At 68.7% G+C, this 23,955-nt stretch carries 20 protein-coding genes; 13 read left to right on the top strand and 7 right to left on the bottom strand.

Annotation, left to right across the window (positions count from 1 at the left end):
* Positions 1–841: DUF4082 domain-containing protein (locus tag BM162_RS16505; protein WP_143096184.1), on the bottom strand; the 841-nt coding region annotated here is incomplete at its 3' end.
* Positions 842–1,258: 417 nt separating this feature from the next.
* Between BM162_RS16505 and hemF the strand changes: the two genes are divergently transcribed.
* Positions 1,259–2,152: an oxygen-dependent coproporphyrinogen oxidase gene (hemF, locus tag BM162_RS16500; protein WP_093424405.1), complete on the top strand. Its 894-nt coding sequence runs from the start codon at positions 1,259–1,261 to the stop codon at positions 2,150–2,152.
* Here hemF and BM162_RS16495 read toward each other — a convergent pair whose 3' ends face one another.
* A complete protein-coding gene (locus BM162_RS16495) occupies positions 2,153–2,995 on the bottom strand; it encodes an EamA family transporter (RefSeq protein ID WP_093424404.1) in 843 nt (280 codons plus the stop codon).
* Complete coding sequence (hemE, locus tag BM162_RS16490; RefSeq protein WP_093424402.1) at positions 2,992–4,017, bottom strand: uroporphyrinogen decarboxylase; 1,026 nt, start codon at positions 4,015–4,017, stop codon at positions 2,992–2,994. Before hemE ends, BM162_RS16495 begins: the two co-directional genes overlap by 4 nt.
* 91 nt (positions 4,018–4,108) lie before the next feature.
* Here hemE and hemC point away from each other — a divergent pair, with 91 nt between their 5' ends.
* Positions 4,109–5,068, top strand: a complete 960-nt coding sequence (gene hemC, locus BM162_RS16485) for a hydroxymethylbilane synthase (RefSeq protein ID WP_245759305.1) — start codon at positions 4,109–4,111, stop codon at positions 5,066–5,068.
* A gap of 68 nt (positions 5,069–5,136) precedes the next feature.
* On the opposite strand, the gene dnaE is transcribed toward hemC, so the two are convergent.
* Entirely contained in the window at positions 5,137–8,658 is a 3,522-nt protein-coding gene (gene dnaE / locus BM162_RS16480; RefSeq protein WP_093424398.1) for a DNA polymerase III subunit alpha, read from the bottom strand.
* Positions 8,659–8,768: 110 nt separating this feature from the next.
* Here dnaE and BM162_RS16475 point away from each other — a divergent pair, with 110 nt between their 5' ends.
* The 11 genes from BM162_RS16475 (at position 8,769) to BM162_RS16425 (ending at position 21,522) form a co-directional block, all read left to right on the top strand.
* Positions 8,769–9,233, top strand: a complete 465-nt coding sequence (locus BM162_RS16475) for an SRPBCC family protein (protein ID WP_218153110.1) — start codon at positions 8,769–8,771, stop codon at positions 9,231–9,233.
* A 143-nt stretch (positions 9,234–9,376) separates the two neighbouring features.
* Entirely contained in the window at positions 9,377–10,903 is a 1,527-nt protein-coding gene (gene xdhA, locus BM162_RS16470; protein ID WP_093424393.1) for a xanthine dehydrogenase small subunit, read from the top strand.
* Positions 10,900–13,350: a xanthine dehydrogenase molybdopterin binding subunit gene (gene xdhB / locus BM162_RS16465; RefSeq protein WP_093424390.1), complete on the top strand. Its 2,451-nt coding sequence runs from the start codon at positions 10,900–10,902 to the stop codon at positions 13,348–13,350. The genes xdhA and xdhB overlap by 4 nt, the downstream gene beginning before the upstream one ends.
* On the top strand, positions 13,347–14,279 hold the full coding sequence (gene xdhC, locus BM162_RS16460) for a xanthine dehydrogenase accessory protein XdhC (RefSeq protein WP_093424388.1): 933 nt from the start codon (positions 13,347–13,349) through the stop codon (positions 14,277–14,279). Before xdhB ends, xdhC begins: the two co-directional genes overlap by 4 nt.
* Positions 14,276–15,808 (top strand): ABC transporter ATP-binding protein, encoded by a 1,533-nt coding sequence (locus BM162_RS16455; protein ID WP_245759304.1) that lies wholly within the window; start codon positions 14,276–14,278, stop codon positions 15,806–15,808. Before xdhC ends, BM162_RS16455 begins: the two co-directional genes overlap by 4 nt.
* Positions 15,809–15,901: 93 nt before the next feature.
* Positions 15,902–16,984, top strand: coding sequence for an ABC transporter permease (locus BM162_RS16450; protein ID WP_093424407.1), 1,083 nt, complete (start codon positions 15,902–15,904; stop codon positions 16,982–16,984).
* Positions 16,984–17,916, top strand: coding sequence for an ABC transporter permease (locus BM162_RS16445; RefSeq protein WP_093424385.1), 933 nt, complete (start codon positions 16,984–16,986; stop codon positions 17,914–17,916). The genes BM162_RS16450 and BM162_RS16445 overlap by 1 nt, the downstream gene beginning before the upstream one ends.
* A gap of 34 nt (positions 17,917–17,950) precedes the next feature.
* Positions 17,951–19,027 carry a BMP family ABC transporter substrate-binding protein gene (locus tag BM162_RS16440; RefSeq protein ID WP_093424383.1) on the top strand — a complete coding sequence of 359 codons (1,077 nt, stop codon included), beginning with the start codon at positions 17,951–17,953 and terminating at the stop codon, positions 19,025–19,027.
* A 219-nt stretch (positions 19,028–19,246) separates the two neighbouring features.
* Positions 19,247–20,182, top strand: coding sequence for an aldo/keto reductase (locus BM162_RS16435; protein ID WP_093424380.1), 936 nt, complete (start codon positions 19,247–19,249; stop codon positions 20,180–20,182).
* Positions 20,179–21,258: an NAD(P)/FAD-dependent oxidoreductase gene (locus tag BM162_RS16430; RefSeq protein WP_143096183.1), complete on the top strand. Its 1,080-nt coding sequence runs from the start codon at positions 20,179–20,181 to the stop codon at positions 21,256–21,258. The genes BM162_RS16435 and BM162_RS16430 overlap by 4 nt, the downstream gene beginning before the upstream one ends.
* Before the next feature lie 57 nt (positions 21,259–21,315).
* Positions 21,316–21,522 (top strand): CsbD family protein, encoded by a 207-nt coding sequence (locus BM162_RS16425; RefSeq protein WP_093424378.1) that lies wholly within the window; start codon positions 21,316–21,318, stop codon positions 21,520–21,522.
* Positions 21,523–21,631: 109 nt separating this feature from the next.
* On the opposite strand, the gene BM162_RS16420 is transcribed toward BM162_RS16425, so the two are convergent.
* The 3 genes from BM162_RS16420 to panC all read right to left on the bottom strand — a co-directional run bounded on the left by BM162_RS16420 (position 21,632) and on the right by panC (position 23,878).
* Positions 21,632–22,153, bottom strand: coding sequence for a hypothetical protein (locus BM162_RS16420; RefSeq protein WP_093424375.1), 522 nt, complete (start codon positions 22,151–22,153; stop codon positions 21,632–21,634).
* A 67-nt stretch (positions 22,154–22,220) separates the two neighbouring features.
* On the bottom strand, positions 22,221–23,036 hold the full coding sequence (gene panB / locus BM162_RS16415) for a 3-methyl-2-oxobutanoate hydroxymethyltransferase (RefSeq protein ID WP_093424371.1): 816 nt from the start codon (positions 23,034–23,036) through the stop codon (positions 22,221–22,223).
* The gene (panC, locus tag BM162_RS16410) at positions 23,033–23,878 is read right to left on the bottom strand and encodes a pantoate--beta-alanine ligase (RefSeq protein ID WP_093424369.1); all 846 of its coding nucleotides are present in this window, start codon (positions 23,876–23,878) and stop codon (positions 23,033–23,035) included. Before panC ends, panB begins: the two co-directional genes overlap by 4 nt.
* Positions 23,879–23,955: the final 77 nt, after the last annotated feature.

Raw genomic sequence — 23,955 nt, 5'->3', positions numbered from 1 at the left:
TCTCGGCGTCGGCCACCGGCGCGTCGTTGACCGGCGTGATCGTGACGCTCACCGTGGCCGGGGCCGAGCGCAGACCGCCGCTGTCGGCGATCGTGTAGGCGATGGGCGTCACCGCGCCGGCATAGTCCGGCTCCGGCGTGAAGGTGATCGCGCCGGTTACCCCGTCGACGCTCCAGGCACCCTCGCCCGCGACCGTCTTGAGCTTGCCGGAGGCGTCGTCGGCCGCCTCGATCTCGACCGTCGCAGGATCGGGCACGCCATCCTCGGCGTCGGTGTCGCCGGCGACCACGTCGATCACCACCGAGGCATCCTCGACCACGGTCGCCGTCTCGGCATCGGCGACGGGAGGCAGGTTGGCAGGAAGGAAGGAGAGATCGACCCAGTAGTTCGATTGCAGGTAGCTCTGCGTCGGGGCCGTGATGTTCGTCCCGTAGACGTACACGCCGTTCTGGCCCGAGGGGGCCGTCAACTGGCCCGTGGAATCGGTATAGTCGCTGGTGAAGAAGCTGTCCGTCGCGAAGTAGTTGTCCTCGGTGCGGTAGGAGACGGTGTAGGTGATGTCCGCCTCGATCCCGATCGGCGTGCCGAACACGGCCGTCTGCCAGCCGCTCTCCCCCGGAAGGGACGTGAACGTCACCGCCCCGAGCAGGTTTCCGTTCGCGTCCCAGATGCGACCGTCGCGGATATCCGTGTCGTCGGCGTCGCCCTCGGCGCGCCAGTACCTGAGCTCGGTGACGCTGCCGTCCGCTGAAGCCACGAACTGCATCCCGAGTTCGACGGTCGTGCCGTCATCGAACAGCGTTCCCCTCGACGGCTCCGATGATCCGAACAATGTGGCCATATAAGAGGCTCCCCCGGCTCCGGCAAAACAAGCAAGACGAGAAACTCGTCCGGACGCTCCAGCACCTCCCGCAGAACGAACCCGGGACGTCTCGCGCAGGGGCGCAGGCCAATATTGCGGTGGAATGCGAATGGAGCGGCGTTCATCCAATAGGATGATCCGTGGCTGTGCCTCCCTCTAATGGGCATCTCAACATTTGTTTCGAGAGCCGCCCTGTCTTCCGGGGCCCACGTCACGACTACCGACGACAAGACCGAGAGGGGAAGGACTGCCGAACTTTTGGGGCGGCAACGCAGGGCTTTTCGCCGCCCGGTCCGGTTCAGCGAGCGGATCGCCCGGCGGGGCGAGGCTGCGCACCCGCGTGACAACCGGGGCGCTGTGCTGCTACGTCCCGCGGGGACAATCGGAGTGGTGAGAATGACCGACGTGTTCGACGATCAGAAGGCCCGCGCCTCGGCCTGGTTCCGTGAGCTGCGCGACCGCATCGTGGAGGCCTTCGAGGCGCTCGAGGACACTCACACCGCCGGTCCGCTGGCCGACGCCGCGCCGGGGCGGTTCGGGGTGACCGAGACGAAGCGTACCTCCGAGGACGGGTCGGACGCCGGCGGCGGGCTGATGAGCGTCATGCGGGGCGGCCGGGTGTTCGAAAAGGTAGGCGTCAACGTCTCGACCGTCTACGGCACGCTGGGCGAACGGGCGCAGAATGCCATGGCCGCGCGCAAGGGCATCCCGGGGATGAAGGACGACCCTCGGTTCTGGGCGTCGGGCATCAGCCTTGTGGCGCACATGCAGAACCCGCACGTGCCTGCGGTACACATGAACACGCGCATGTTCTGGACCCCGCACGCCTGGTGGTTTGGTGGCGGCTCGGACCTGAACCCCTGCCTAGAGTACGCCGAGGATTCGCGGCACTTCCACGATATCCAGCGCGCCCACTGCATGCCACACGGCGACGATTACTACGACCGCTTCAAGGCGTGGGCGGACGAATACTTCTTCATCCCTCACCGCAAGCGGGCGCGGGGTGTGGGCGGGATCTTCTTCGACGACCACACCACCGGCGACTGGGAAGCCGACTTCGCCTTCACGCAGGATGTCGGCCGCGCCTTTCTGCCCGCCTACCTCCCGCTAGTGGAAAAGCGGCGGGTGCAGAACTGGTCAGACGCCGACAAGGAGGCGCAACTGATCCACCGGGGGCTCTATGCCGAATACAACCTGGTTTACGACCGGGGCACCAAGTTCGGGCTGGAGACGGGGCACGATGCGAACGCCGTTCTCATGAGCCTGCCGCCGCTGGCCAAGTGGGTCTGATCAGGACCGCGCGAACCGCATCAGCACCGTTCCCGTAATGGTCACGAAGATCGACGCGATCCGGGCGAGGTCCACCCTCTCGCGCAGGACGAAGGCCCCGATCAGCAGCGCGAAGACGATCGACGTCTCGCGCAGCGCGGTGACCAGCGCGATGGGCGCCTGCGTGAAGGCCCAGACGACGATGGCGTAGGCGGCGAAGCTGGCCGAGCCACCGAAGAAGAACGCGCCGGGGGCGGTTCTGGGCAGCGCACGCACCATGCCGGGACGGCGCCACTGGGCGAAGGCGGCGAAGGCCACGCCGCCCAGCGTAGCGGTCCAGCCGAAATACGCGATGGGCGAGCCCGAGAGCCGTGCGCCGATGCCGTCGGTCAGCGAGTAGGCCGCGATGAAGACGCCGGTGATGAGCGCCGCGCTCACCGCACCGGGATTCGCGCGGCCCGAGCGGGCCAGCCCGATCGAGATGATGCCGGCCGCGATCAGCAGGATCGCCGCAACCTCCGTCCCCGTCAGCACCACGCCCAGCGCCGTCACCGACACCACCGCGACGATCAGCGGCGCGCTGCCCCGGGCGAGCGGGTAGACTTGGCTGAGGTCGCCCAACCGATAGGCGTTTAGCAGGAACCACTGGTATCCGAAGTGCAGCGCCACGCCGATGGCGATCCACGGCCAGCTTTCCGGCGCGGGCGAAGGCAGCAACAGGATGGCGGCGGTGCCGGGGATGGCGTGGCCGACCGCCATGCCTGTCATCGACATGAACTTGTCCCCGCCGCCCTTCACCACCGCGTTCCAGGCCGCGTGCAGGAACGCGGCGAGCAGGACGGCGGCGAAGACGCCGACGCTCATCCGCGCAGCGCCTCGAGCATGACGTGCACGTTCTCGGGGTCAGCGTCGGGTGTGATGCCGTGGCCGAGGTTGAAGATGTGCGGACCCTTCGAGAGGGCGTCGCGAATACGCTTCGTCTCGTCGATGAGCTCTTGCCCGCCGGTGACCATCAGCTTCGGGTCGAGGTTACCCTGAACGCAGCCGTCTTTCTGCACGTGCTCGGCGGCCCAGTCGGCGGAGACGCGGCTGTCGAGCCCGACGCAGTCCGCGCCCGTGGCCCTGGAAAAGCCCACGTACTTCTCACCCGCCTCGCGCGGGAAGGCGATCACGGGCAGGTCGGGGTGGCGCGCCTTGAGTTCGCCGATGATGCGCTTGGCGGGCTCCAGCGCATAGGCGTCGAAGTCGTCGCCCTTGAGCGAGCCGGCCCAGCTGTCGAAGAGTTTGACCACCTCCGCCCCTGCCTCGACCTGGGCCGACAGGTACTCGATCGTGGCTTCGGTGATCCGCTCCAGCAGCGCCTCGAACAGCGGGCGGTTCTCGTCCTTGAGCGCGTGCGCCGGGCCCTGGTCGGGCGTGCCGCGTCCGGCAATCATGTAGGTCGCCACCGTCCACGGCGCGCCGGCGAAGCCGATGAGCGGCACATCCTGCGGCAGCTCGCGGCGCAGGATGCGGACCGTTTCGTAGATCGGCGACAGCGTCCCGTGCACGTCCGAGGCGGGCTTCAGCGGGTTGAAATCGGCCTGTGTGGTCACGGTCGACAGGCGCGGCCCCTCGCCCTTGACGAACCACAGGTCGGCGCCCAGCGCCTGCGGAACCAGCAGGATGTCGGCGAACAGGATCGCGGCGTCGAAGCCGAATCGGCGGATCGGCTGGAGCGTGACCTCGGCGGCGAGTTCGGGGTTGTAGCACAGCGACAGGAAGTCACCGGCCTGTTCCCGCGTGGCGCGGTATTCGGGCAGGTAGCGGCCCGCCTGCCGCATCAGCCAGACCGGCGGCACGTCCTGAACCTCGCCCGCCAGCGCCCGCAGCAGTTTCTTCGCCATGTCTCGCCCTTTCCGTATGCTTGCGGGTTGGTCCCGTCCCGCCGCCTCGATGTCAAGGCGGTACCTGTTGTCCCCGCCGGTGGGGGCAAGTATGTCTCGCCCCATGGCGATCAACCGACCCACCCCCGAGCAACCCCTGAAAATCGGCACCCGCGGCTCTCCGCTGGCGCTGGCGCAGGCGAACGAGACGCGCGACCGGCTGGCCGCCGCCTGGGACCTCCCGCACGAGGCGTTCAGCGTCGTGGTCATCAAGACCACCGGCGACCGCGTCATCGACCGCCCCCTGAAAGAGATCGGCGGCAAGGGCCTGTTCACCCGCGAGATCGAGGATGCGATGCTGTCGGGCGAAATCGACATCGCCGTGCATTCGATGAAGGACATGCCGGTGCTTCAGCCCGGCGGGCTGGTGCTGGACTGCTATCTCCCCCGCGCGGACGAGCGTGACGCCTTCATCTCGCTCAAAGGCGGCCGGCTGGCGAACCTGCCCGAGGGAACGGTCGTGGGCACTTCGAGCCTGCGGCGCAAGTCGCAGCTCTTGCACCGCCGGCGCGACCTGCAGGTGGTGGAGTTCCGGGGCAACGTGCAGACCCGGCTGAAGAAGCTTAAGGACAACGTGGCGGCGGCGACGTTCCTGGCGATGGCGGGGCTTACCCGGCTGAACATGCTGGACGAGGTGCCGCACACCGCAATCCCGCCGGACGAGATGTTGCCGGCGGTGGCGCAGGGCGCCATCGGGATCGAGCGGCGCGCCGACGACCACGGCACCGGCGAGATGTTGGAGGCGATCCACGACCTGCGCACGGCCGAGCGCCTGGCGGCCGAGCGCGCGTTCCTCGCCGCGCTCGACGGCTCGTGCGAGACGCCCATCGCGGGACTGGCCGAGATCGACGGCGGGACGCTGCGGCTACGGGGCGAGATCCTGCGCACCGACGGGTCCGAGGCGCTGTCGGACGAGGCAAGCGGCGCGGTCGAGGACGGCGCCGAGATGGGCCGCGTCATGGCCGAGGGGCTGCTGGCCCGCGCCGGCGAAGGTTTCTTCGACTGGAAATGATCGCGCGCTGACGATCCTTCGCCGAAAGATCGCAGGGGCAACTCTTCGGAGAACTATTGCCCCCGGTCTTAAATGTCCTCGACCATTACCACGCCGCCGAGCGACTTGATCGCGCCCTTGATCTGGGGCGAGACGGGGAAGCCGTCGCCCAGTTCCAGCTCGACTTCGCCCGGCAGGTCAGGGTGCATCAGGCACAGGTTCACCGGACCGCGGGTGCGCGACGTCTTCTGATCCGCCATGGCCCGTTCCAGCAGGCTGGCGACGGCCGCGATGGCCTCCTCTTGCTCGACAAACACCCGCAGGCCCAGCCCCGCCGCGCTGGCGATGGCCGTGTCGATGGGCGCGACCGAGCGGCCCAGAAGCTTCAGCTGCTCGGCCTCCACCGTCGCCTCGACCTGCACCACCACGTTCGAGCCTGGTTCCAGATGCTCGCGCGAGGCTTCGAGCGTGTCCGAGAACACCATGAACTCGCAGGCCCCGGTCGGGTCCGACATCTGCACGAAGGCGAAGCGGTTGCCCTTGGCCGACTTGCGCTCCTGCCGCCCGGCGATGGTGCCGGCGAGCTTGGCGACGCAGGCGCCCTTGGCCATCGCCGTTTCGCGCAGGGCGGCGAGCGTGAGCACCTTCTGCCGCTTGAGCGCGGGCAGGTAGTCGTCGAGAGGGTGGCCCGAGAGGTAGAAGCCGATGGCCTTGAACTCTTCGGCCAGCTTCTCGGATGGCAGCCAGTCGGACACCGGGGCGAGCCGCGGCTCGGGCAGGTCCTCGCCCGCCTCGCCGAACAGCGACACCTGGTTGGACGCCTTCTGTTCGTGAATGGCGGCGGAATACGCCACCAGCGCATCGAGGGACTCGAACACCCGCCGCCGGTTGCGGTCGAGCTGGTCGAAGGCGCCGGCGCGGGCCAGCATCTCCATCGGCCGCTTGCCGATCCGCTTGAGGTCCACGCGACGGGCGAAGTCGTAGAGCGTGGCGAACGGCTTCTCGCCCACGTCGGTCTTCCGCGCCTCCTCGATCAGCCGCATAGCGTCGGTGCCGACGTTCTTGAGCGCGCCGAGCCCGTAGACCACGCAGCCGTCCTTGACGGAGAACATCGCCTTCGAGCGGTTCACGCAGGGCGGCACGATCTCGATCTTCAGCCCCCGGCGCACTTCCTCGGCGTAGACCGCGAGCTTTTCGGTCAGGTGGATATCGCAGTTCATGACGCCGGCCATGAACTCGACCGGGTGGTTCGCCTTGAGCCACGCGGTCTGGTAGCTGACCACGGCATAGGCGGCGGCGTGGGACTTGTTGAACCCGTAGTTGGCGAACTTCTCGAGCAGGTCGAAGACCTCGGTCGCCTTCTTGTCGTCGACTCCGTTCTTTTTCGAGCCTTCGACGAACTTCGGGCGCTCGGCGTCCATCGCCTCCTTGATCTTCTTGCCCATCGCGCGGCGCAGCAGGTCGGCGCCGCCCAGGCTGTAGCCCGCCATGACCTGCGCGATCTGCATCACCTGCTCCTGGTAGACGATGATGCCCTGCGTTTCTTCCAGGATGTGGTCGATCAGGGGGTGGACGGACGCGCGCTCGCGCTGGCCGTTCTTCACCTCGCAATAGACCGGGATGTTCTCCATCGGGCCGGGGCGGTAGAGCGCCACGAGCGCCACGATGTCCTCGATGCAGGTGGGCTTCATGCGCCGAAGCGCGTCCATCATGCCCGAGCTTTCCACCTGGAAGACCGCGACCGTCTTCGCGCTGGCGTAAAGGTCATAGGTCTTCGGGTCGTCGAGCGGGATTTGCCCGATGTCGTTCTCGGCCCCCTCGAACGGCTCGTAGATCGTCGTGCCGTCGGCGGATTCGTGCAGCTGCCGCCCCGTGCCGTGGATCAGGTCGATGGCGTTCTGGATTACCGTCAGCGTCTTGAGGCCCAGGAAGTCGAATTTCACCAGCCCCGCCTGCTCGACCCACTTCATGTTGAACTGCGTCGCGGGCATGTCCGAGCGCGGGTCCTGGTAGAGCGGCACCAGCTCGTCCAGCGGCCGGTCGCCGATCACCACACCGGCGGCGTGGGTGGAGGCGTTCCTCAGCAGCCCCTCGACCTGCTGCCCATAAGTCAGCAGGCGGTCCACGACCTCTTCGTTGCGCGCGGCCTCGCGCAGGCGCGGCTCGTCCGACAGCGCCTTCTCGATCGAGACGGGCTTCACCCCCTCGACCGGGATCATCTTCGACAGCTTGTCCACCTGCCCGAACGGCAACTGCAGCACGCGGCCCACGTCGCGCACGGCGGCCTTGGACAACAGCGCGCCGAAGGTGATGATCTGGCCCACCTTGTCGCGGCCGTATTTCTCCTGGACGTAGCGGATCACCTCTTCCCGGCGGTCCATGCAGAAATCGATGTCGAAGTCCGGCATCGAAACCCGCTCGGGATTCAGGAAGCGCTCGAACAGCAGGGAGTAACGCAGCGGGTCGAGGTCTGTGATCGTCAGCGCATAGGCCACCAGCGAGCCCGCGCCCGAGCCCCGGCCCGGACCGACCGGGATGTCGTGTTCCTTCGCCCACTTGATGAAGTCGGCGACGATCAGGAAGTAGCCGGGGAAGCCCATCGACTCGATGATCCCCAGCTCGAAGTCGAGCCGCTTCTGGTACTCATCGACCGAGGCCGCGTGCGGGATGACGGCGAGGCGCGCCTCCAGCCCCTCCTTTGCCTGGCGTCGCAGTTCCTCGACCTCGTCGTCCGCGAAGCGCGGCAGGATCGGCGCGCGCTTCTCCGCCTTGAAGGCGCAGCGCTTGGCGATCTCGACCGTGTTCTCCACCGCTTCGGGCAGGTCGGCGAAGAGCGTCGCCATCTCGGCCTGCGACTTGAAGTAGTGCTGCGGCGTCAGCCTTCGGCGGGGGGCCTGCTGATCGACATAGGCGCCTTCCGCGATGCAGATCAGCGCGTCGTGCGCCTCGTACATGTCCGCCTTCGGGAAATAGACGTCGTTCGTCGCCACCAGCGGCAGATCCATGGCATAGGCCATCTCGACATGCCCGCGCTCGGTCGCCTGTTCGTTCGGCGGCAGCGCCCCGCCCTCGCCGGGATGGCGCTGAAGCTCGACATATAGCCGGTTGGGATAGATTGCGGCGAGCCGCGTCATCAGGGCCTCGGCCTTCGGCCGCTGCCCGGCCTGCAACAGCCGCCCCACCGGCCCGTCCGGGCCACCGGAGAGGCAGATCAGCCCCTCGGCGTGCGCGGCCAACTCCTCGACCGTGACCTGCGGCAACTCGCCGTGCTTGTCGAGATAGAGCGCCGAGTTGAGCTTCATCAGGTTGCCATAGCCGGTCTCGTCCTGCGCCAGCAGAACCACCGGCGCTGGCGCGCGCGGCTTCTCGCCCGGAGCGGGCGGGTCATAGGCCACGTCGACCTGGCAGCCCACGATCGGCTGGATGCCGGCCCCGCTCGCCGCGACCGAGAACTCGAGCGCCGAGAACAGGTTGTTGGTGTCGGTCACCGCCACCGCTGGCATGCCGGCCGCCGCGGCCATGCCGGGCAGCTTCTTCAGCCGCACCGCCCCCTCGAGCAGCGAGTATTCGGTGTGCAGGCGCAGGTGGATGAATCGTGGGGAGTCGCTCATGCGCAAAGACTATATCTGGTGGCCTGCCGCCGGAAGAGGCCGATGACGCGGCACGCGACGGAAGCCCGCAAAAGGTGTATCATCGGCACGGCAACAGCGGAGTGATGGCCATGCATCTCGACGCCGACCTCGACCTCAGGCTCGAACGCCACCTGAGCGCCCCGCCCCACGCCGTCTGGCGCGCCTGGACCGAGGCGGACCTGCTCATGCGCTGGTTCGCGCCGAAGCCGGTCCGGACCGAGGAGGCAACCATCGAACCACGCCCGGGCGGCCGCTTCTACACCCGGATGGTGATGCCCGACGGGCAGGAGATCGCGGGCGACGGCTGCATCCTCGCCGCCGAGCCCGACCGCCGCCTGGTCTTCACCGACGCGCTCGGCCCCGGCTGGCGGCCTGCCGCCGCGCCCTTCATGACGGCCATCGTCACCATGGAGCCCGATGGCGACGGCACCGCCTACCGCGCCGTGGTCCTGCACGCCGACAGGGCGGCGCGTGAGAAGCACGAGGACATGGGCTTCGCGCAAGGCTGGGGTGCGGCGGCGGACCAACTTGAGCAGGTCGCCGCGACGCTCTGACGCGGCGAAACCAACTCGACGCTTGCAGTGAAGGCCCTTTGCCGCTTTCCTGTCACGCCAAGAGATGGGCTGCGCTGTCCGCTTTACGCCGCATCGGGCGGCAGCGCGAAAGCCCCGTGCTGGAGAAAGCGGCAGGTTTTCAGATGTCATTCACGTTTCTTCTGAACGGAGAGACCGTGCGGATCGAGGGCGAGCCCCCGACGCGCACCCTGTTGGACTGGCTGCGCGAGGCGCGCGGCCTCACGGGGACCAAGGAAGGCTGCAACGAAGGCGACTGCGGCGCCTGCACGGTGATGGTCACCGACGAGGACGGCGCCCGCGCGCTGAACGCCTGCATCCTGTTCCTGCCCCAGGTCGCCGGCAAGGCCGTGCGCACCGTTGAAGGCATTGCCGGACCCGAAGGCGACCTCCACCCCGTGCAGCAGGCGATGATCGACCACCACGGATCGCAATGCGGCTTCTGCACGCCAGGCTTCATCGTCTCAATGGCCACGGCGCACCTGAACGGCCGAACCGATCACGACGACCAGCTCGCCGGCAACCTCTGCCGCTGCACCGGCTACGCTCCGATCGTCCGCGCCGCCGAGGCCGCGGCCGGCGCGCCCGTCCCCAAGTGGATGCGCGAAACGCGCCCCTCCCTGCGTGATGACATCTCTGGTCCGGAAATATCCTCGGGGGGAGCGGCGCAGCCGCGGGGGGCGGACAGCCCCCCTGCCTCGCCCGACTACAGCGAGACGGCCGCCGCCTGGGGCCACCGCGACGCCACCGCCGGCACCGGCGCCTCGGGCCGCGGCGGCCCGGGCGCGGGCGCCGACGCCTTCTTCCATCCGCGCAGCGCCGACGAACTGGCCGCGTGGTACGAGGCCAATCCCGACGCCACGCTGGTGGCGGGCGCGACCGACGTGGGGCTGTGGGTCACCAAGGGCCTGCGCGACCTGGGGGAGGTCGCGTTCCTTAACCAGGTGGCCGACCTCAAGACGCTCGAGATCGGCGCCGACACCATCCGCATCGGCGCGGGCGTGACCGTGACGGATTTCGGCGACGCGGTCCGCGACCTGCATCCCGACCTCGCCGAGTTGATCCGGCGCTACGGATCGGTGCAGGTGCGCAACGCCGCGACCGTGGGCGGCAACATCGCCAACGGCTCTCCCATCGGCGACAGCCCGCCCGCGCTGATCGCGCTCGGCGCGACGCTCCACCTGCGCAAGGGAGATGTGCGGCGCGACCTGCCGCTCGAGGACTTCTTCATCGACTATGGCAAGCAGGACCGGCAGCCGGGCGAGTTCGTCGAGGCGGTCAGCTTCCCGCGCCAGCCCGACCGGCTGCGCTGCTACAAGCTGTCCAAGCGCTTCGACCAGGACATCTCGGCCGTCTGCGGCTGCTTCAACGTCACGGTCGAGGACGGCATGGTGACCGGGGCGCGCATCGCCTTCGGCGGCATGGCCGGCATCCCCAAGCGTGCCTCCGCCGTCGAGGCCGCCATCACCGGCAAGCCCTTCACGATCGAGACGGCAGAGGCCGCGCTTCCGGCTTTCGCCGAGGATTTCCAGCCGCTCAGCGACATGCGCGCCTCGGCCGACTACCGGCTCGAGGCCGCGCGGGGGATGCTGATGCGCTATGTCCGCGAAGCCACCGGGGCGCGAACCCGCGTGCTGGAGGTGTCGGAATGAGCGTCGCCAAGCCTCTTCCCCACGACGCCGCCAAGCTTCACGTCACTGGTGCCGCCCGCTACGTCGACGACGTGCCGGTGCCCGCGAACGCGCTTAGCCTGGCCTTCGGGCTGAGCAACGTCGCCCGCGGGCGGATCACGTCGATGGACCTCGACGCCGTGCGCGCCGCGCCTGGTGTCGTCGCCGTGCTGACGGCCGCCGACCTCGAGCACGACAACGACGTTTCGCCCTCGGCCCACGACGAGCCGCTGCTGGCCGAGGATGACGTCTACTACACCGGCCAGCCCCTGTTCCTTGTCGTCGCCACCAGCCACCTCGCCGCGCGCAAGGCGGCGCGGCTGGGCAAGGTCGGGATCGAGGAGTTGCCGGCGATCCTGAGCATCGACGACGCCATCGCCGCCGACAGCCGGTTCGAGGAGGGCCCCCGCGTCTACGCCAAGGGCGACGCCGCCTCGGCCATCGAGACCGCGCCGCACACCGTCGAGGGCAGCATCGAGATCGGCGGACAGGAGCACTTCTACCTTGAGGGACAGGCCGCGCTGGCGCTGCCGCAGGAAGGCGGCGACATGGTCGTCCACTCCTCGTCCCAGCATCCGACCGAGATCCAGCACAAGGTGGCCGAGGCGCTCGGCATCCCCATGCACGGCGTCCGGGTCGAGGTGCGCCGCATGGGCGGCGGCTTCGGCGGCAAGGAAAGCCAGGGCAACGCGCTGGCCGTCGCCTGCGCGGTCGCCGCGGCGAAGACCGGGCGGCCGTGCAAGATGCGCTATGACCGGGACGATGATTTCGTGATCACCGGCAAGCGCCACGACTTCCGCATCACCTATCGCGCGGGCTACGGCGACGATGGCGTGCTGCGGGGCGTCGAGTTCGTGCAGTACTGCCGCTGCGGTTGGGCGCAGGACCTCTCTTTGCCGGTGGCCGACCGGGCGATGCTGCACTCGGACAACGCCTACAACCTGCGCGACGTGCGGATCGAGAGCCACCGGCTGAAGACCAACACCCAGTCCGCCACCGCCTTCCGGGGCTTCGGCGGGCCGCAAGGCATGGTGGGGATCGAGCGGGTGATGGACCACGTGGCCCATGCGCTGGGCCGCGATCCGCTGGAGGTGCGGCGGGCGAACTACTACGCCGAGTGCGAGGGTGGTGGCGATGCAGGGGGGGCGTCTGCCCCCCGCTCGGCTCCGCCGAGCCCCCCCGAGGATATTTCCGGAACAAAGATCGAGGCGGGGACGCACGAGGACCTGTCGTCGCGCGGGGCCGAGGGGGCCTCGGTGCCGCAGGTCGGCGCGGTGCATGGCGAGCCGGAGGGCGTGCAGACGACACCGTATCACATGGCTGTCGAGGACTTCATCCTGCACGGGATGACGGCGAGGCTGGCCGAAACGGCGGAGTACGAGCGGCGTCGGGCGGCGGTCGCCGAGTGGAACGCTTCGAACGAAGTGCTCAAGAAGGGTCTCGCGCTGACGCCGGTGAAGTTCGGGATTTCGTTCACGCTGACGCACCTGAACCAGGCCGGGGCGCTCGTCCACGTCTATCAGGACGGGTCGATCCACATGAACCATGGCGGCACCGAGATGGGGCAGGGCCTGTTCCAGAAGGTGGCGCAGGTGGCGGCCGACCGCTTCGGTGTCGAGGTGGACCGGGTGAAGATCACCGCGACGGATACGGGCAAGGTGCCGAATACCTCGGCCACAGCGGCCTCGTCGGGGTCGGACCTGAACGGCATGGCGGTCAAGGCGGCCTGCGACGAGATCCGCGACCGGATCGCGCAGGTCGTGGCGCCGGAGTTGCAGGCGGACCCGACGGAGGTGGTCTTCGCCGGCGGCGAGGTGCGGGCGAACGGCGCGGCGATGCCGTTCGACGAGGCCGTGAAGCGGACCTACGTGGCGCGGGTGAGCCTGTCGGCGACCGGCTATTACAAGACCCCAAAGCTGGAGTGGGACCGGATCGAGGGGCGCGGACGGCCGTTCTTCTACTTCGCCCACGGCGCGGCGGTGAGCGAGGTGGTCGTCGATACGCTGACCGGCGAATACCGCATCCTGCGCACCGACATCCTGCATGACTGCGGCGCGTCGCTGAACCCGGCGATCGACATCGGCCAGATCGAGGGCGGCTTCGTGCAGGGCGCGGGGTGGCTGACGACCGAGGAACTGGTGTGGGACGACGAGGGACGGCTGCGGACGCACGCGCCCTCGACCTACAAGATCCCCGCCTGCTCGGACCGGCCGCGGACGTTCAACGTCGCGCTCTGGGACGGGCGGAACCGCGAGGACACGATCTATCGCTCGAAAGCGGTGGGCGAGCCCCCGTTCATGCTGGGCATTTCGGTGCTGATGGCGCTTTCGGATGCCGTGGCGGCTTGCGGACCCGGTTATCCTGCGCTCGACGCCCCGGCGACGCCGGAGCGGGTGCTGGCGGCCGTTCGGCGGGTCCGGGCGTCGTGAGTTTCGACAGGGAGGAGATGGCGCGGGCCTTGGCCGGGCACGGGAGGGTCGCGCGCGTCGTCGTGGCCGAGACGGCGGGATCGGTCCCGCGCGAGGTCGGGGCGTCGATGCTGGTATGGCCGGGCGGGCAGTCCGGCACCATCGGCGGCGGGGCGCTGGAGTTCGAGGCGGCGAAGACGGCGCTGGACGTGCTGGAGACGGGCGCGGACCGGGTCGACCGGCGGCCGCTCGGGCCCGGGCTGGGGCAGTGCTGCGGCGGGGCCGTCACGCTTCTGACCGAGGTTTGGGATGCGACGCGGCTGGAGCGCGTCACGGACGACGTCGTGGCGCGGGGGCCCGGCGAGATGCCGCTGGCCGTCCGCCGGGTGCTGAACGCTGCGCGGGCCGAGGGGCGGGCGCCTGCCCCGGCCCTGGTCGCGGGCTGGATGGTCGAACCGGTAACAAAGCCCGTGCGGGAGCTGTGGATCTGGGGCGCCGGTCACGTGGGGCGGGCGCTTGTCGCCGTTCTGTCCCCCCTGCCCGACCTTTCGATAACGTGGGTGGACACGGCGGCGGAGCGGTTTCCCGCGACGGTTCCGGAGGGCGTGACGCAGCTCGTCGCCGCCAATCCCGCCGACCTCGTTGCCCATGCGCCGAACGAGGCCGAGCACCTGATCCTGACATTTTCGCACGCGCTGGACCTTGAGCTCTGCCACCGCCTGCTGCGCCACGGCTTCCGCTTCGCCGGGCTGATCGGCTCGGCGACGAAATGGGCGCGGTTCCGGTCGCGGCTGCGGCAGTTGGGACACGCCGATGCACAGATCGACCGCATCTGCTGTCCGATCGGGCAACCGGAGCTGGGAAAGCATCCTCAGGCCATTGCGGTCGGAGTCGCGGCCGGGCTACTCATGCCCGACAACAAGAGTGTTACCGTAAAGGACACCGGGTGACAGGGACGGAGAAACTGCTGGCTCTCGAGGGCCTGACCAAGGCGTATCCGGGGGTCGTGGCGAACGACGACGTGTCGTTTTCCATCGCGCCGGGCCGCGTTCACGCGCTGCTGGGCGAGAACGGCGCCGGGAAATCAACGCTGGTCAAGATGATCTACGGGCTGGTGCGGCCCGACCGGGGCCGGATGCTGCTGCGAGGCGCACCCTACGAGCCGCACACGCCGCACGACGCGCGCAATGCGGGCGTGGCGATGGTCTTTCAGCACTTTTCGCTGTTCGAGGCGCTGGACGTGGCCGAGAACGTCGCGCTGGGGATGGAGAACCCTCCTTCGCAGCGCCAGCTTTCGCGTCGTATCCGCGAAGTGAGCGAGGAATACGGCCTGCCGCTGGACCCCACGCGCCGGGTGGGCGAGCTGTCGGCGGGCGAGCGGCAGCGGGTCGAAATCATCCGCTGCCTGCTGCAGGACCCCAAGCTTCTGATCATGGACGAGCCGACCAGCGTGCTGACGCCGCAGGAGGTCGACATCCTGTTCGAGACGCTGAGGAAGCTGTCCGAGGAGGGCACGGCGATCCTCTACATCTCACACAAGCTCGAGGAGATCCGCGCGCTTTGCGAAAGCGCGACGATCCTGCGGCTGGGCAAGGTGGTCGCCAATTGCGACCCGCGCGAGAAATCGGCGCGCGAATTGGCCGAGCTGATGGTGGGGCAGACGCTGCACACGCCGACCCGCGAAAGCACCGCCGAAGGCGATGTGGCGCTGGAGCTGAGCGGGCTTTCGGTCGCCTCGTCCAACCCGTTCGGGACGTCGCTCAAGGATGTCTCGGTCAGCGTGCGTGCGGGCGAGGTCCTCGGCGTGGGCGGCGTCGCGGGCAACGGGCAGGACGAGCTGCTGGCAGCGCTGTCGGGCGAGTGCCTTGCCGCGCCGGACGCGGTGAAGCTGAAGGGCCGGTCCGTCGGGCAGCTGGGCCCGAACGCGCGGCGCCGACTGGGCCTTCTGGCCGCGCCTGAGGAGCGGCTGGGCCACGCCGCCGCGCCGGACATGAGCCTGACCGAGAACGCGCTGTTGACCGGCGCGATCCGTGAGAACCTGGTGTCCAACGGCTTCCTGAAATGGGGATCGGCCAGGTCCTTCGCCGAGATCGTGATCGAGCGTTTCGACGTGCGCACGCCGGGGCCGGAGCACGCGGCACGGTCGCTGTCGGGCGGCAACCTCCAGAAGTTCGTCATCGGGCGGGAGATCCTGCAACGCCCCGAAGTGCTGGTGGTGAACCAGCCGACCTGGGGCGTGGATGCCTCGGCGGCCGCCGCCATCCGGCAGGCGCTGCTCGACCTCGCCGCCGAGGGCGCGGCGGTGATCGTGATCAGCCAGGATCTGGACGAACTGATGGAAATCTCGGACCGGTTCGCCGCGCTGAACGAAGGACGGCTGTCGCCGCCTCGGCCCGCGAAGGGGCTGACGGTGGACGAGATCGGACTGATGATGGGCGGCGCCCACGACATGGAGGTGGCCCATCATGGCGCGGCCTGAGGCGGCGGACGTGGGAGGGGGGCTGTCTGCCCCCCGCTCGGCTGCGCCGAGCCCCCCCGAGGATATTTCGAGACCGAAGATGGAGTGGACGGTTTGATCCGGCTTGAGAAGAGACCCGAGCCGTCGTCGCTCTGGACGGCGGTGACGCCGGTGCTGGCGGTGGTGCTGACCATGATCGCGGGCGGCATCCTGTTCGCCGCGCTCGGCAACGAGCCGGTGATCGCGATCCGCACGATCTTCTGGGACCCGATCTTCGGCGAATTCGCGTTCTATTACCGCGGGCAGCTGCTGGTGAAGGCAGCGCCGCTGATCCTGATCGCCATCGGGCTGTCGCTGGGCTTCCGGGCCGGCATCTGGAACATCGGCGCCGAGGGGCAGTACATCATCGGCGCGATCTGCGGCGCGGCGGTGGGGCTGGCGTTCTATCCGGCCAACCTGTGGATCGTGTTTCCCCTGATGGTGATCGCAGGGGCCATCGGCGGCTTCCTCTGGGCGATGATCCCGGCGATCCTGAAGACGCGCTTCAACACCAACGAGATCCTGGTGTCGCTGCTGCTGGTCTATGTCGCCGAGGCGATCCTGGCGTGGATGGCGCTGGGGCCGCTGAGGAACCCCGAGGGGGCGGGCTTCCCGGGCTCGCGCAACCTGCGCCAGTACGAGGCGGCGGCGAACCTGGAGCTGATCGAGGGCACGGGCATTCACTGGGGCGTCATCGCGGCGCTGATCGCGGTGATCTTCGCGTATGTCCTGCTCAAGCGGCACATGATGGGATTTCACATCCGCCTGACCGGGCAGAGCCCGCGGGCAGCCCGCTTCGCGGGCGTGAACCCGAACATGCTGGTGATCTTCTGCCTCGGGCTGTCCGGAGCCCTGGCGGGGCTGGCGGGCCTGTTCGAGGTGAGCGGGCCGGCGGGGCAGATCAGCATCGACTTCAACGTGTTCTACGGCTTTACCGCCATCATCGTGGCCTTCCTCGGACGGCTGCATCCGATCGGCATCCTGCTGGCCGGGCTGCTGATGGCGCTGACCTATATCGGGGGCGAGGCCGCGCAATCCACGCTGGGCCTGCCGGCCGCCGCGATCCAGGCGTTCCAGGGGATGCTGCTGTTCTTCCTCCTGGCCGTTGATCTTCTGACCAATTACCGTGTGCGGCTGGGCCGCGAGGGGGTGGCCTGATGGACCTGTCCGCGATCAATCCCGTCATCCTCGTGGCCTCTCTCATGGTGGCCTCGACGCCGATCCTTCTCGCCGCTATCGGCGAACTGGTGGTCGAGAAGTCGGGCGTGCTGAACCTGGGCGTCGAGGGGATGATGATCACCGGCGCCATCTGCGGCTTCGCTATCGCGGTCGAGACCGGCTCGCCGACGCTGGGCTTCATCGCCGCCGCCCTGGGCGGCGCGCTGCTGAGCCTGATCTTCGGCGTGCTGACGCAGGTCCTGTTGTCGAACCAGGTGGCGACGGGCCTCGCCCTGACGCTCTTCGGTCTCGGGATATCCGCGCTGCTGGGACAGGGCTATATCGGGATCAAGCCGCCGGCGACGCCGCGGATCGATCTCGGGCCGCTAAGCGACCTGCCGGTGGTGGGGCGCATCCTGTTCTCGCACGACCTGATGGTCTACGTGAGCCTCGCGCTGGTCGCCGGGGTCTGGGCCTTCCTGCGCTATACCCGTGGCGGCCTGATCCTGCGTGCGGTGGGCGAGAGCCACGATGCGGCGCATGCGTTGGGCTACAAGGTGATCCTCATCCGGCTGGCCGCCATCGCCTTCGGCGGGGCCTGCGCCGGGCTGGGCGGCGCATATCTGAGCCTTGTCCGCGTGCCGCAATGGACCGAAGGGATGACCGCGGGCGCGGGCTGGATCGCGCTGGCGATCGTGGTCTTCGCCGGCTGGCGCGCCTGGGGGGTTCTGCTGGGTGCCTACCTCTTCGGCGGGGTCACCGTGCTGCAACTGAATCTGCAGGCGGCGGGCATGGCCATCCCGGTCGAGGTCTTGTCCATGTCCCCGTATCTGATAACGATTCTGGTGCTCGTCATCATGTCGGCCGACCGCCGGCGCGCCGCGATGGGCGCCCCGGCCTCGCTCGGCCGCGTGTTTCATGCCTCGTCCTGAGGCCAACAACCACCTCCGAACAGGGAGACCGTTAATGTCTGTAAAATCCATCCTCGGCACCGCCGCACTGGCCGTGGGCCTCGCCTCGGCCGCGACGGCCCAGGACGACCCGCTCAAGGTCGGCTTCATCTACGTGGGGCCCATCGGCGACGGCGGCTGGACCTACGAGCACAACGAGGGCCGGCTCGCCGTCGAGGAGCACTTCGGCGACCAGGTCGAGACGGTGTACCAGGAAAGCGTGCCCGAGGGCGCGGACGCCGAGCGCGCGATCACGCAGATGGCGCTCCAGGGCGCGGACCTGATCTTCACCACCTCGTTCGGCTACATGGACCCGACGATCAACGTCGCCCAGAAGTTCCCGGACGTGAAGTTCGAGCATGCCACCGGCTACAAGCGCGCCGACAATGTCTCGACCTACTCGGCCCGCTTCTATGAAGGCCGCGCCGTTCAGGGCTACATCGCCGGGCAGATGACCGAGACGAACAAGATCGGCTATATCGGCTCGTTCCCGATCCCCGAGGTCATCCGCGGCATCAACTCCGCGTACCTTGCGGCCAAGGAAGTGAACCCGGACGTCGAGTTCAACGTGGTCTGGGCCTACACCTGGTTCGATCCGGCCAAGGAAGCCGACGCCGCGCAGGCGCTGATCGAGCAGGGTGCTGACGTGATCCTGCAGCACACCGATTCCACCGCGCCGCAGGCCGCCGCCGAGAAGGCGGGCGACGTCTACACCTTCGGCCAGGCCTCGGACATGGCCGAGTACAAGCCCGCGCCGCGCATCAGCTCGATCATCGACAACTGGGCGCCGTACTACATCGACCGCGTGCAGGCCGTGATGGACGGCACGTGGGAGAGCACGGACACCTGGGGCGGTATCGGTACCGGCATGGTCGGCATCGGCGAAATCACCGACGCCGTGCCCGCCGACGTGAAGGAAGGGGCGCTGGCGCTGAAGGAGCGCATCGGAAGCGGCGAGTACCACCCCTTCACCGGGCCCATTAACCGCCAGGATGGCTCGCAGTGGCTGGCCGAGGGCGAGACCGCTACGGACGAGACGCTTCTGGGCATGGACTTCTACGTCGAGGGGCTCGAGGGCGAGATTCCCAACTGATCCGAAGCGGATCGCGAGATGTCGGGCCTGCCCTTCGGGGCGGGCCCTTTTCGTTCGCGTTCGGCCCATTCCTTTCCAAGTCAGGCAAGCGAGGTTCGCGGATCAGGCTTGCCGCACCCGACGCAGCGCACACGGCGGGAGGTGCCCGCTTTTGCGGGCATGACAGTCGTTCTGTCCCGCCACTTCACTTCCCGGCGCGCTCGTGGCACCAATTTGCCCATGACACACATCCTGACCAGCCTCGACGGCGCCCCGATCTCGAGCTTCTGCTTCGGCACCATGCAGTTCGGCGGCAAGGCGGACGAAGCCGCCAGCCGCGGGATGTACGACGCGTGCCGGGCGGCGGGCCTGAATTTCTTCGATACCGCCCACGTCTATACCGACGGCGCGTCCGAGACGTTCCTCGGCCGGTTTGCCAAGGACGAGCGCGACAAGGTGGTGATCGCCACCAAGGCCAATTTCCCTGGTGGATGCTCGCGGCAGAACATCCTGTCCTCGCTCGACGAGTCGCGGCAGCGGCTGGGCATGGACGTGATCGACGTGCTGTACCTGCACCGCTGGGACCCGGACACGCCCGTCGAGGAGTCGATCGAGACACTCGCCAAGCTCCAGCAGGACGGCACCGTGCGTTACCTGGGCGTGTCGAACTTCGCCGCGTGGCAGGTGATGAAGGTGCAGGCGGTGGCGCAGTCGATGGGCACGCGGATCGACATCCTGCAGCCGATGTACAACCTCGTGAAACGTCAGGCCGAGGTCGAGATCCTGCCTATGGCGCTGTCCGAAGGCATCGCTGTGGCGCCCTACTCGCCCCTCGGCGGAGGGCTTCTCACCGGCAAGTACGCCGGCGGCGATGCCGGCCGGCTGATTGAAGACGAGCGTTATGCCAAGCGCTATGGCCCGGCATGGATGCACCAAGCCGCCAGCGCACTGGCCGAGATCGCGTCGGAAATCGGCGTCGCCCCCGCCACGCTCGCTGTCGCCTGGGCCGCGCGGCATCCGGGCGTAACGGCGCCGATCATCTCGGCGCGCTCGGTCGAGCAGCTCGAGCCGTCGCTCGCCGCGGTGAATTTCGCGATGGATGACGCACTCTACGACCGGCTGACGGCGCTCTCCCCTGCCCCGGCCCCGGCGACGGACCGTCTGGAGGAGGCATGACCGACATCGTCGTGATCGGCGGCGGCATCGCGGGCGTCTCGGTCGCCGCGCGGCTCGCGCCGCTGGGCGACGTGCTGCTGCTGGAGGGCGAGGACAGCCTCGGGTTCCACGCCTCGGGCAGGTCGGCCGCGATGTTCCTGTCCGAGTACGGCAACCACGTGGTGCGCGCGCTCAACCACGCGAGCGCGGAGCATCACCACCACGCCGACGGTGGGGTGCTGTCGCCGCGCGGGGTCATGCTGCTGGGCCGGGCGGCGGATGCCGAGGCCTTCGAGGCCGAGCGGGGCGGCATGGAGATGGAGCGCCTGAGCCCGCAAGAGGCGGCAGAGCGCTTCCCGATCCTGAACGCCGAAACAGTGGCTCATGCGGCGCTGCGCGAGGACGTCTACGACCTCGACACCGACCTCTGCCTGCAGAACTTTGCACGGGCGGCCCGCGCCGCGGGCGCGCGGTTCGAGACGAATGCGCAGATCACGCAGATCGCCCGCTCGGGCAAGCGCTGGCGCGTGCACTGGCGGACGGGCGAGGCCGAGGCCGACATCCTGGTCAACGCCGCCGGTGCCTGGGCAGACCCGGTGGCCAGGCTGGCGGACGTGGCGCCGTTCGGGCTTCAGCCCTATCGCCGATCGATGGCGCTTCTGCCTTCGCCGGGCGGACGGGACACGAGCCGCTGGCCCTTCGTCGTGGCCGCAGGAGAGCGCTGGTACGGCAAGCCCGAGAGCGGCAAGTGGGCCGTCTCGCCGTCCGAGGCCGATCCGGTGGATCCGCATGACGCTTGGGCCGACGACATGGTGCTGGCCGAGGGGCTGGCGCGGTACGAGGAGATGGTGACCGAACCGGTGGCCCGCGTGGAACGATCGTGGGCCGGGCTGCGTACCTTTGCGCCCGACAACGCGCTGGTGATCGGCGAGGACCCGGCGGCGCCGGGCTTCTGGTGGCTGGCCGGTCAGGGCGGCTATGGCTTCCAGACCGCGCCGGCGGCAAGCGCGCTTCTGGCCGACCTGGTGGCGGGGCGTCAGCCTGAGCTGGAGACCGGTGTGGTGGCCGCTCTCTCCCCCGCGCGGTTTCGAAGCTGACGGCGGACCCGCAGAGCCTCCGGCCGCGTTTTCCTGCTAAAATGGAAGGAGGACGCCATGAACTGGGACGAGATCAAGGGAAACTGGAAGCAGATGAAGGGCCGCGCGCAGGAGCGCTGGGGCGAAATCACCGGTGACGAGCTGGATCAGGCGCAGGGCAACCGGGAACAGCTCGAGGGCCTGATCCAGGAGCGCTATGGCCGCTCGAAGGAAGAGGCCCAGCGCGAGGTCGATCAGTGGATGGCCGAGCAACGGACCACCTGAGCGGCGTCAGCGATATCCTGGAACGGAAGAGCGGGCCGCGGCCCGCTCTTCTCGTATCTGAAGGAATGACGGATGATCACGACGGCTCTGGCCACGCGATCCGCCGGCTTCACGCGCTGATCTGCTGCTCGGTGTCGTCCGCGAAGGTCGTCAGAAGCCTGCGGTAATACCGGTCTCCGAGGTTCAGTGCCGTGTCCAGCAGCGCCCCGGCCCGTGTCTCGGCCGCCTCGCCCGCACGTGCGTCGACGACGTAGCTTGCCAGAACGCCCTGGTCCGGGCTCACCAGCCGCACCGAACCGACGAGCGCCGACTGGTCGCTGCCGAACGCGGTACGTGCGCTGCTCGCCAGGTTCAGGCGCGACACTTCGACCTCCATCCGGGCGGGCGCGCCGGGCGAAAGACGGCCCGACAGCTCCTGCCGCAGCGCGGCCTCCAGGTCCGGCCCCAGCCGGGTGGCGTACTCGCCTGCCCGCGCGTTCTCGTACGCCGCCCCGGCCGTCGACACGTTGATCGAGCCGAGTTGAAGGTTGCTGGCCAGCGACCGGCTGAGCGGGTTCGTGCGTGGCGTGGGCGCGCAGGCGGCCAGCGGAACGGCGGCCGAGAGCAGCAGGAAATGGCGGCGGTGCAGCATGACGTCTCCTTCCCTTTCGCGGTGTGCATCGCGTCGGGAAACAACCGTTGCGCCGCCGCCGCGTTCCTCAGCGGTAGGTCTGGTCGTCGGTCGGGAAGCTGCGCGCGCGCACGTCCTCGGCATAGCCGCGCACGGCATTCTCGATCTCTTCGCCGAGCCGGCCATAGACCTTCACGAATTTCGGCGGCTTCGGGTTCAGGCCCAGCATGTCCTCGAGCACCAGGATTTGCCCGTCGCATTCGGCCGAGGCGCCGATGCCGATGGTGGGAATCGCCACCTGCTTCGTGATCTTGGCCGCCAGCGGCTCGACCATCCCTTCGAGCACCAGCGCGAAGGCCCCCGCCTCGGCCACGGCCTTGGCGTCGGCCTCGTGCGCGGGCCAGCTGTCTTCTTCGCGGCCCTGGGTCTTGAACCCGCCCATGGTGTGGCTCGACTGCGGGGTCAGGCCGATATGGGCCATGACCGGGATGCCGCGCTCGGTCAGGAAGCGGATGGTCTCGGCCATGCGCGCGCCGCCTTCCAGCTTCACAGCGCCGCACTGGGTTTCCTTCATGATCTGCGCGGCGTTGCGGAACGCCACCTGCGGGCTTTCCTCGTAGGTGCCGAAGGGCATGTCCACGACCACCAGAGCCCGCTTCGTGCCCCGCACCACGGCGCGCCCGTGCATGATCATCAGGTCGAGCGGCACGCCGATGGTCGTCTCCATCCCGTGCATCACCATCCCGAGGCTGTCGCCCACCAGGATGAAGTCGGCGTAGCGGTCGACGATGGCGGCGGTGTGCGCGTGGTACGAGGTGAGCGACACGATCGGCTCGCCCCCCTTCCGCGCCGCGATCTGCGGCACGGTGATCCGGCGGACGGGCTTCTGGGGTTCGGTGCTCATGGAGTAACCTCGCGTTGGTCGATGAGAAGGACGTCGCCGAAGCGGGCCGAGATCATGATGGCGACGGGAGCGGTCACGGGGCCTTCCACGCGCGCAAGCGTACCGGGGGCGACGATGTCCACCGCCGTGAGCTCGGCGCGCCGCTCGGCGTTGATCGTGTCGCGGATCACGCGGTCGAGTTCGGCCACGGTCGCCCCCTCCTTCGCGTGCTGCGCGGCGGCGTCGAGGCTGCGGCTCAGGACCACCGCAGCCGCCCGGTCCTCGGGCGACAGGCGCACGTTGCGCGAGGACATGGCCAGGCCGTCGGGCTCGCGCACGGTCGGCACGCCCACCACACGCAGGTCCATGTGCAGATCGCACACCATGCGCTTGATGACCTGCAGCTGCTGGTAGTCCTTCTCCCCGAAGTACGCGGCGTCGGGCCGGACGATGTTGAAGAGCTTCGTCACCACCGTCGCCACGCCCCGGAAGTGGCCCGGCCGCACCTGCCCGTGCAGCGTGTTGGCAAGGTGCGTGGTCTCGACAATGGTTTCGTCGCCGTCGGGATAGATCTCGTCGACGCTCGGGATCAGCACGGCATCGATGCCGGCGGCCTCAAGTGCGGCGAGGTCCTCTTCCTCGGTCCGGGGATAGTTCTCGAGGTCCGCTGGGTCGCCGAACTGTGTCGGGTTCACGAAGATCGTGGCCACCACGCGGTCATGGGCGGCCCGGGCATTGGCCACGAGCGTCATGTGCCCGGCGTGAAGCGCGCCCATCGTGGTGACGAGCCCGACGCTTTCGCCCGCGCCACGGAAGGCCGCGACGGCGGCGCGGATGTCGGAAATGGTGCGGCAGACCTGCATGTTCGCCCCGGCTTCGACGGTTTGCGATGTGATAATGCGGCGTCCCCCGCTTCACAATGACCCGCTGTCGGTTTCGG

This window comes from Tranquillimonas alkanivorans (genome assembly GCF_900115595.1).
In the GTDB taxonomy this organism is placed as follows: domain Bacteria; phylum Pseudomonadota; class Alphaproteobacteria; order Rhodobacterales; family Rhodobacteraceae; genus Tranquillimonas; species Tranquillimonas alkanivorans.
This window is presented reverse-complemented; position numbering and strand designations above follow the sequence as displayed.

Excerpts from the sequence above, each read along its gene's own strand:
- hemF (WP_093424405.1), top strand. The coding sequence starts at position 1,259 with ATGACCGACGTGTTCGACGATCAGAAGGCCCGCGCCTCGGCCTGGTTC.
- BM162_RS16495 (WP_093424404.1), bottom strand. The coding sequence starts at position 2,995 with ATGAGCGTCGGCGTCTTCGCCGCCGTCCTGCTCGCCGCGTTCCTGCAC.
- hemE (WP_093424402.1), bottom strand. The coding sequence starts at position 4,017 with ATGGCGAAGAAACTGCTGCGGGCGCTGGCGGGCGAGGTTCAGGACGTG.
- hemC (WP_245759305.1), top strand. The coding sequence starts at position 4,109 with ATGTCTCGCCCCATGGCGATCAACCGACCCACCCCCGAGCAACCCCTG.
- dnaE (WP_093424398.1), bottom strand. The coding sequence starts at position 8,658 with ATGAGCGACTCCCCACGATTCATCCACCTGCGCCTGCACACCGAATAC.
- BM162_RS16475 (WP_218153110.1), top strand. The coding sequence starts at position 8,769 with ATGCATCTCGACGCCGACCTCGACCTCAGGCTCGAACGCCACCTGAGC.
- xdhA (WP_093424393.1), top strand. The coding sequence starts at position 9,377 with ATGTCATTCACGTTTCTTCTGAACGGAGAGACCGTGCGGATCGAGGGC.
- xdhB (WP_093424390.1), top strand. The coding sequence starts at position 10,900 with ATGAGCGTCGCCAAGCCTCTTCCCCACGACGCCGCCAAGCTTCACGTC.
- BM162_RS16445 (WP_093424385.1), top strand. The coding sequence starts at position 16,984 with ATGGACCTGTCCGCGATCAATCCCGTCATCCTCGTGGCCTCTCTCATG.
- BM162_RS16440 (WP_093424383.1), top strand. The coding sequence starts at position 17,951 with ATGTCTGTAAAATCCATCCTCGGCACCGCCGCACTGGCCGTGGGCCTC.
- BM162_RS16435 (WP_093424380.1), top strand. The coding sequence starts at position 19,247 with ATGACACACATCCTGACCAGCCTCGACGGCGCCCCGATCTCGAGCTTC.
- BM162_RS16430 (WP_143096183.1), top strand. The coding sequence starts at position 20,179 with ATGACCGACATCGTCGTGATCGGCGGCGGCATCGCGGGCGTCTCGGTC.
- BM162_RS16425 (WP_093424378.1), top strand. The coding sequence starts at position 21,316 with ATGAACTGGGACGAGATCAAGGGAAACTGGAAGCAGATGAAGGGCCGC.
- BM162_RS16420 (WP_093424375.1), bottom strand. The coding sequence starts at position 22,153 with ATGCTGCACCGCCGCCATTTCCTGCTGCTCTCGGCCGCCGTTCCGCTG.
- panB (WP_093424371.1), bottom strand. The coding sequence starts at position 23,036 with ATGAGCACCGAACCCCAGAAGCCCGTCCGCCGGATCACCGTGCCGCAG.
- panC (WP_093424369.1), bottom strand. The coding sequence starts at position 23,878 with ATGCAGGTCTGCCGCACCATTTCCGACATCCGCGCCGCCGTCGCGGCC.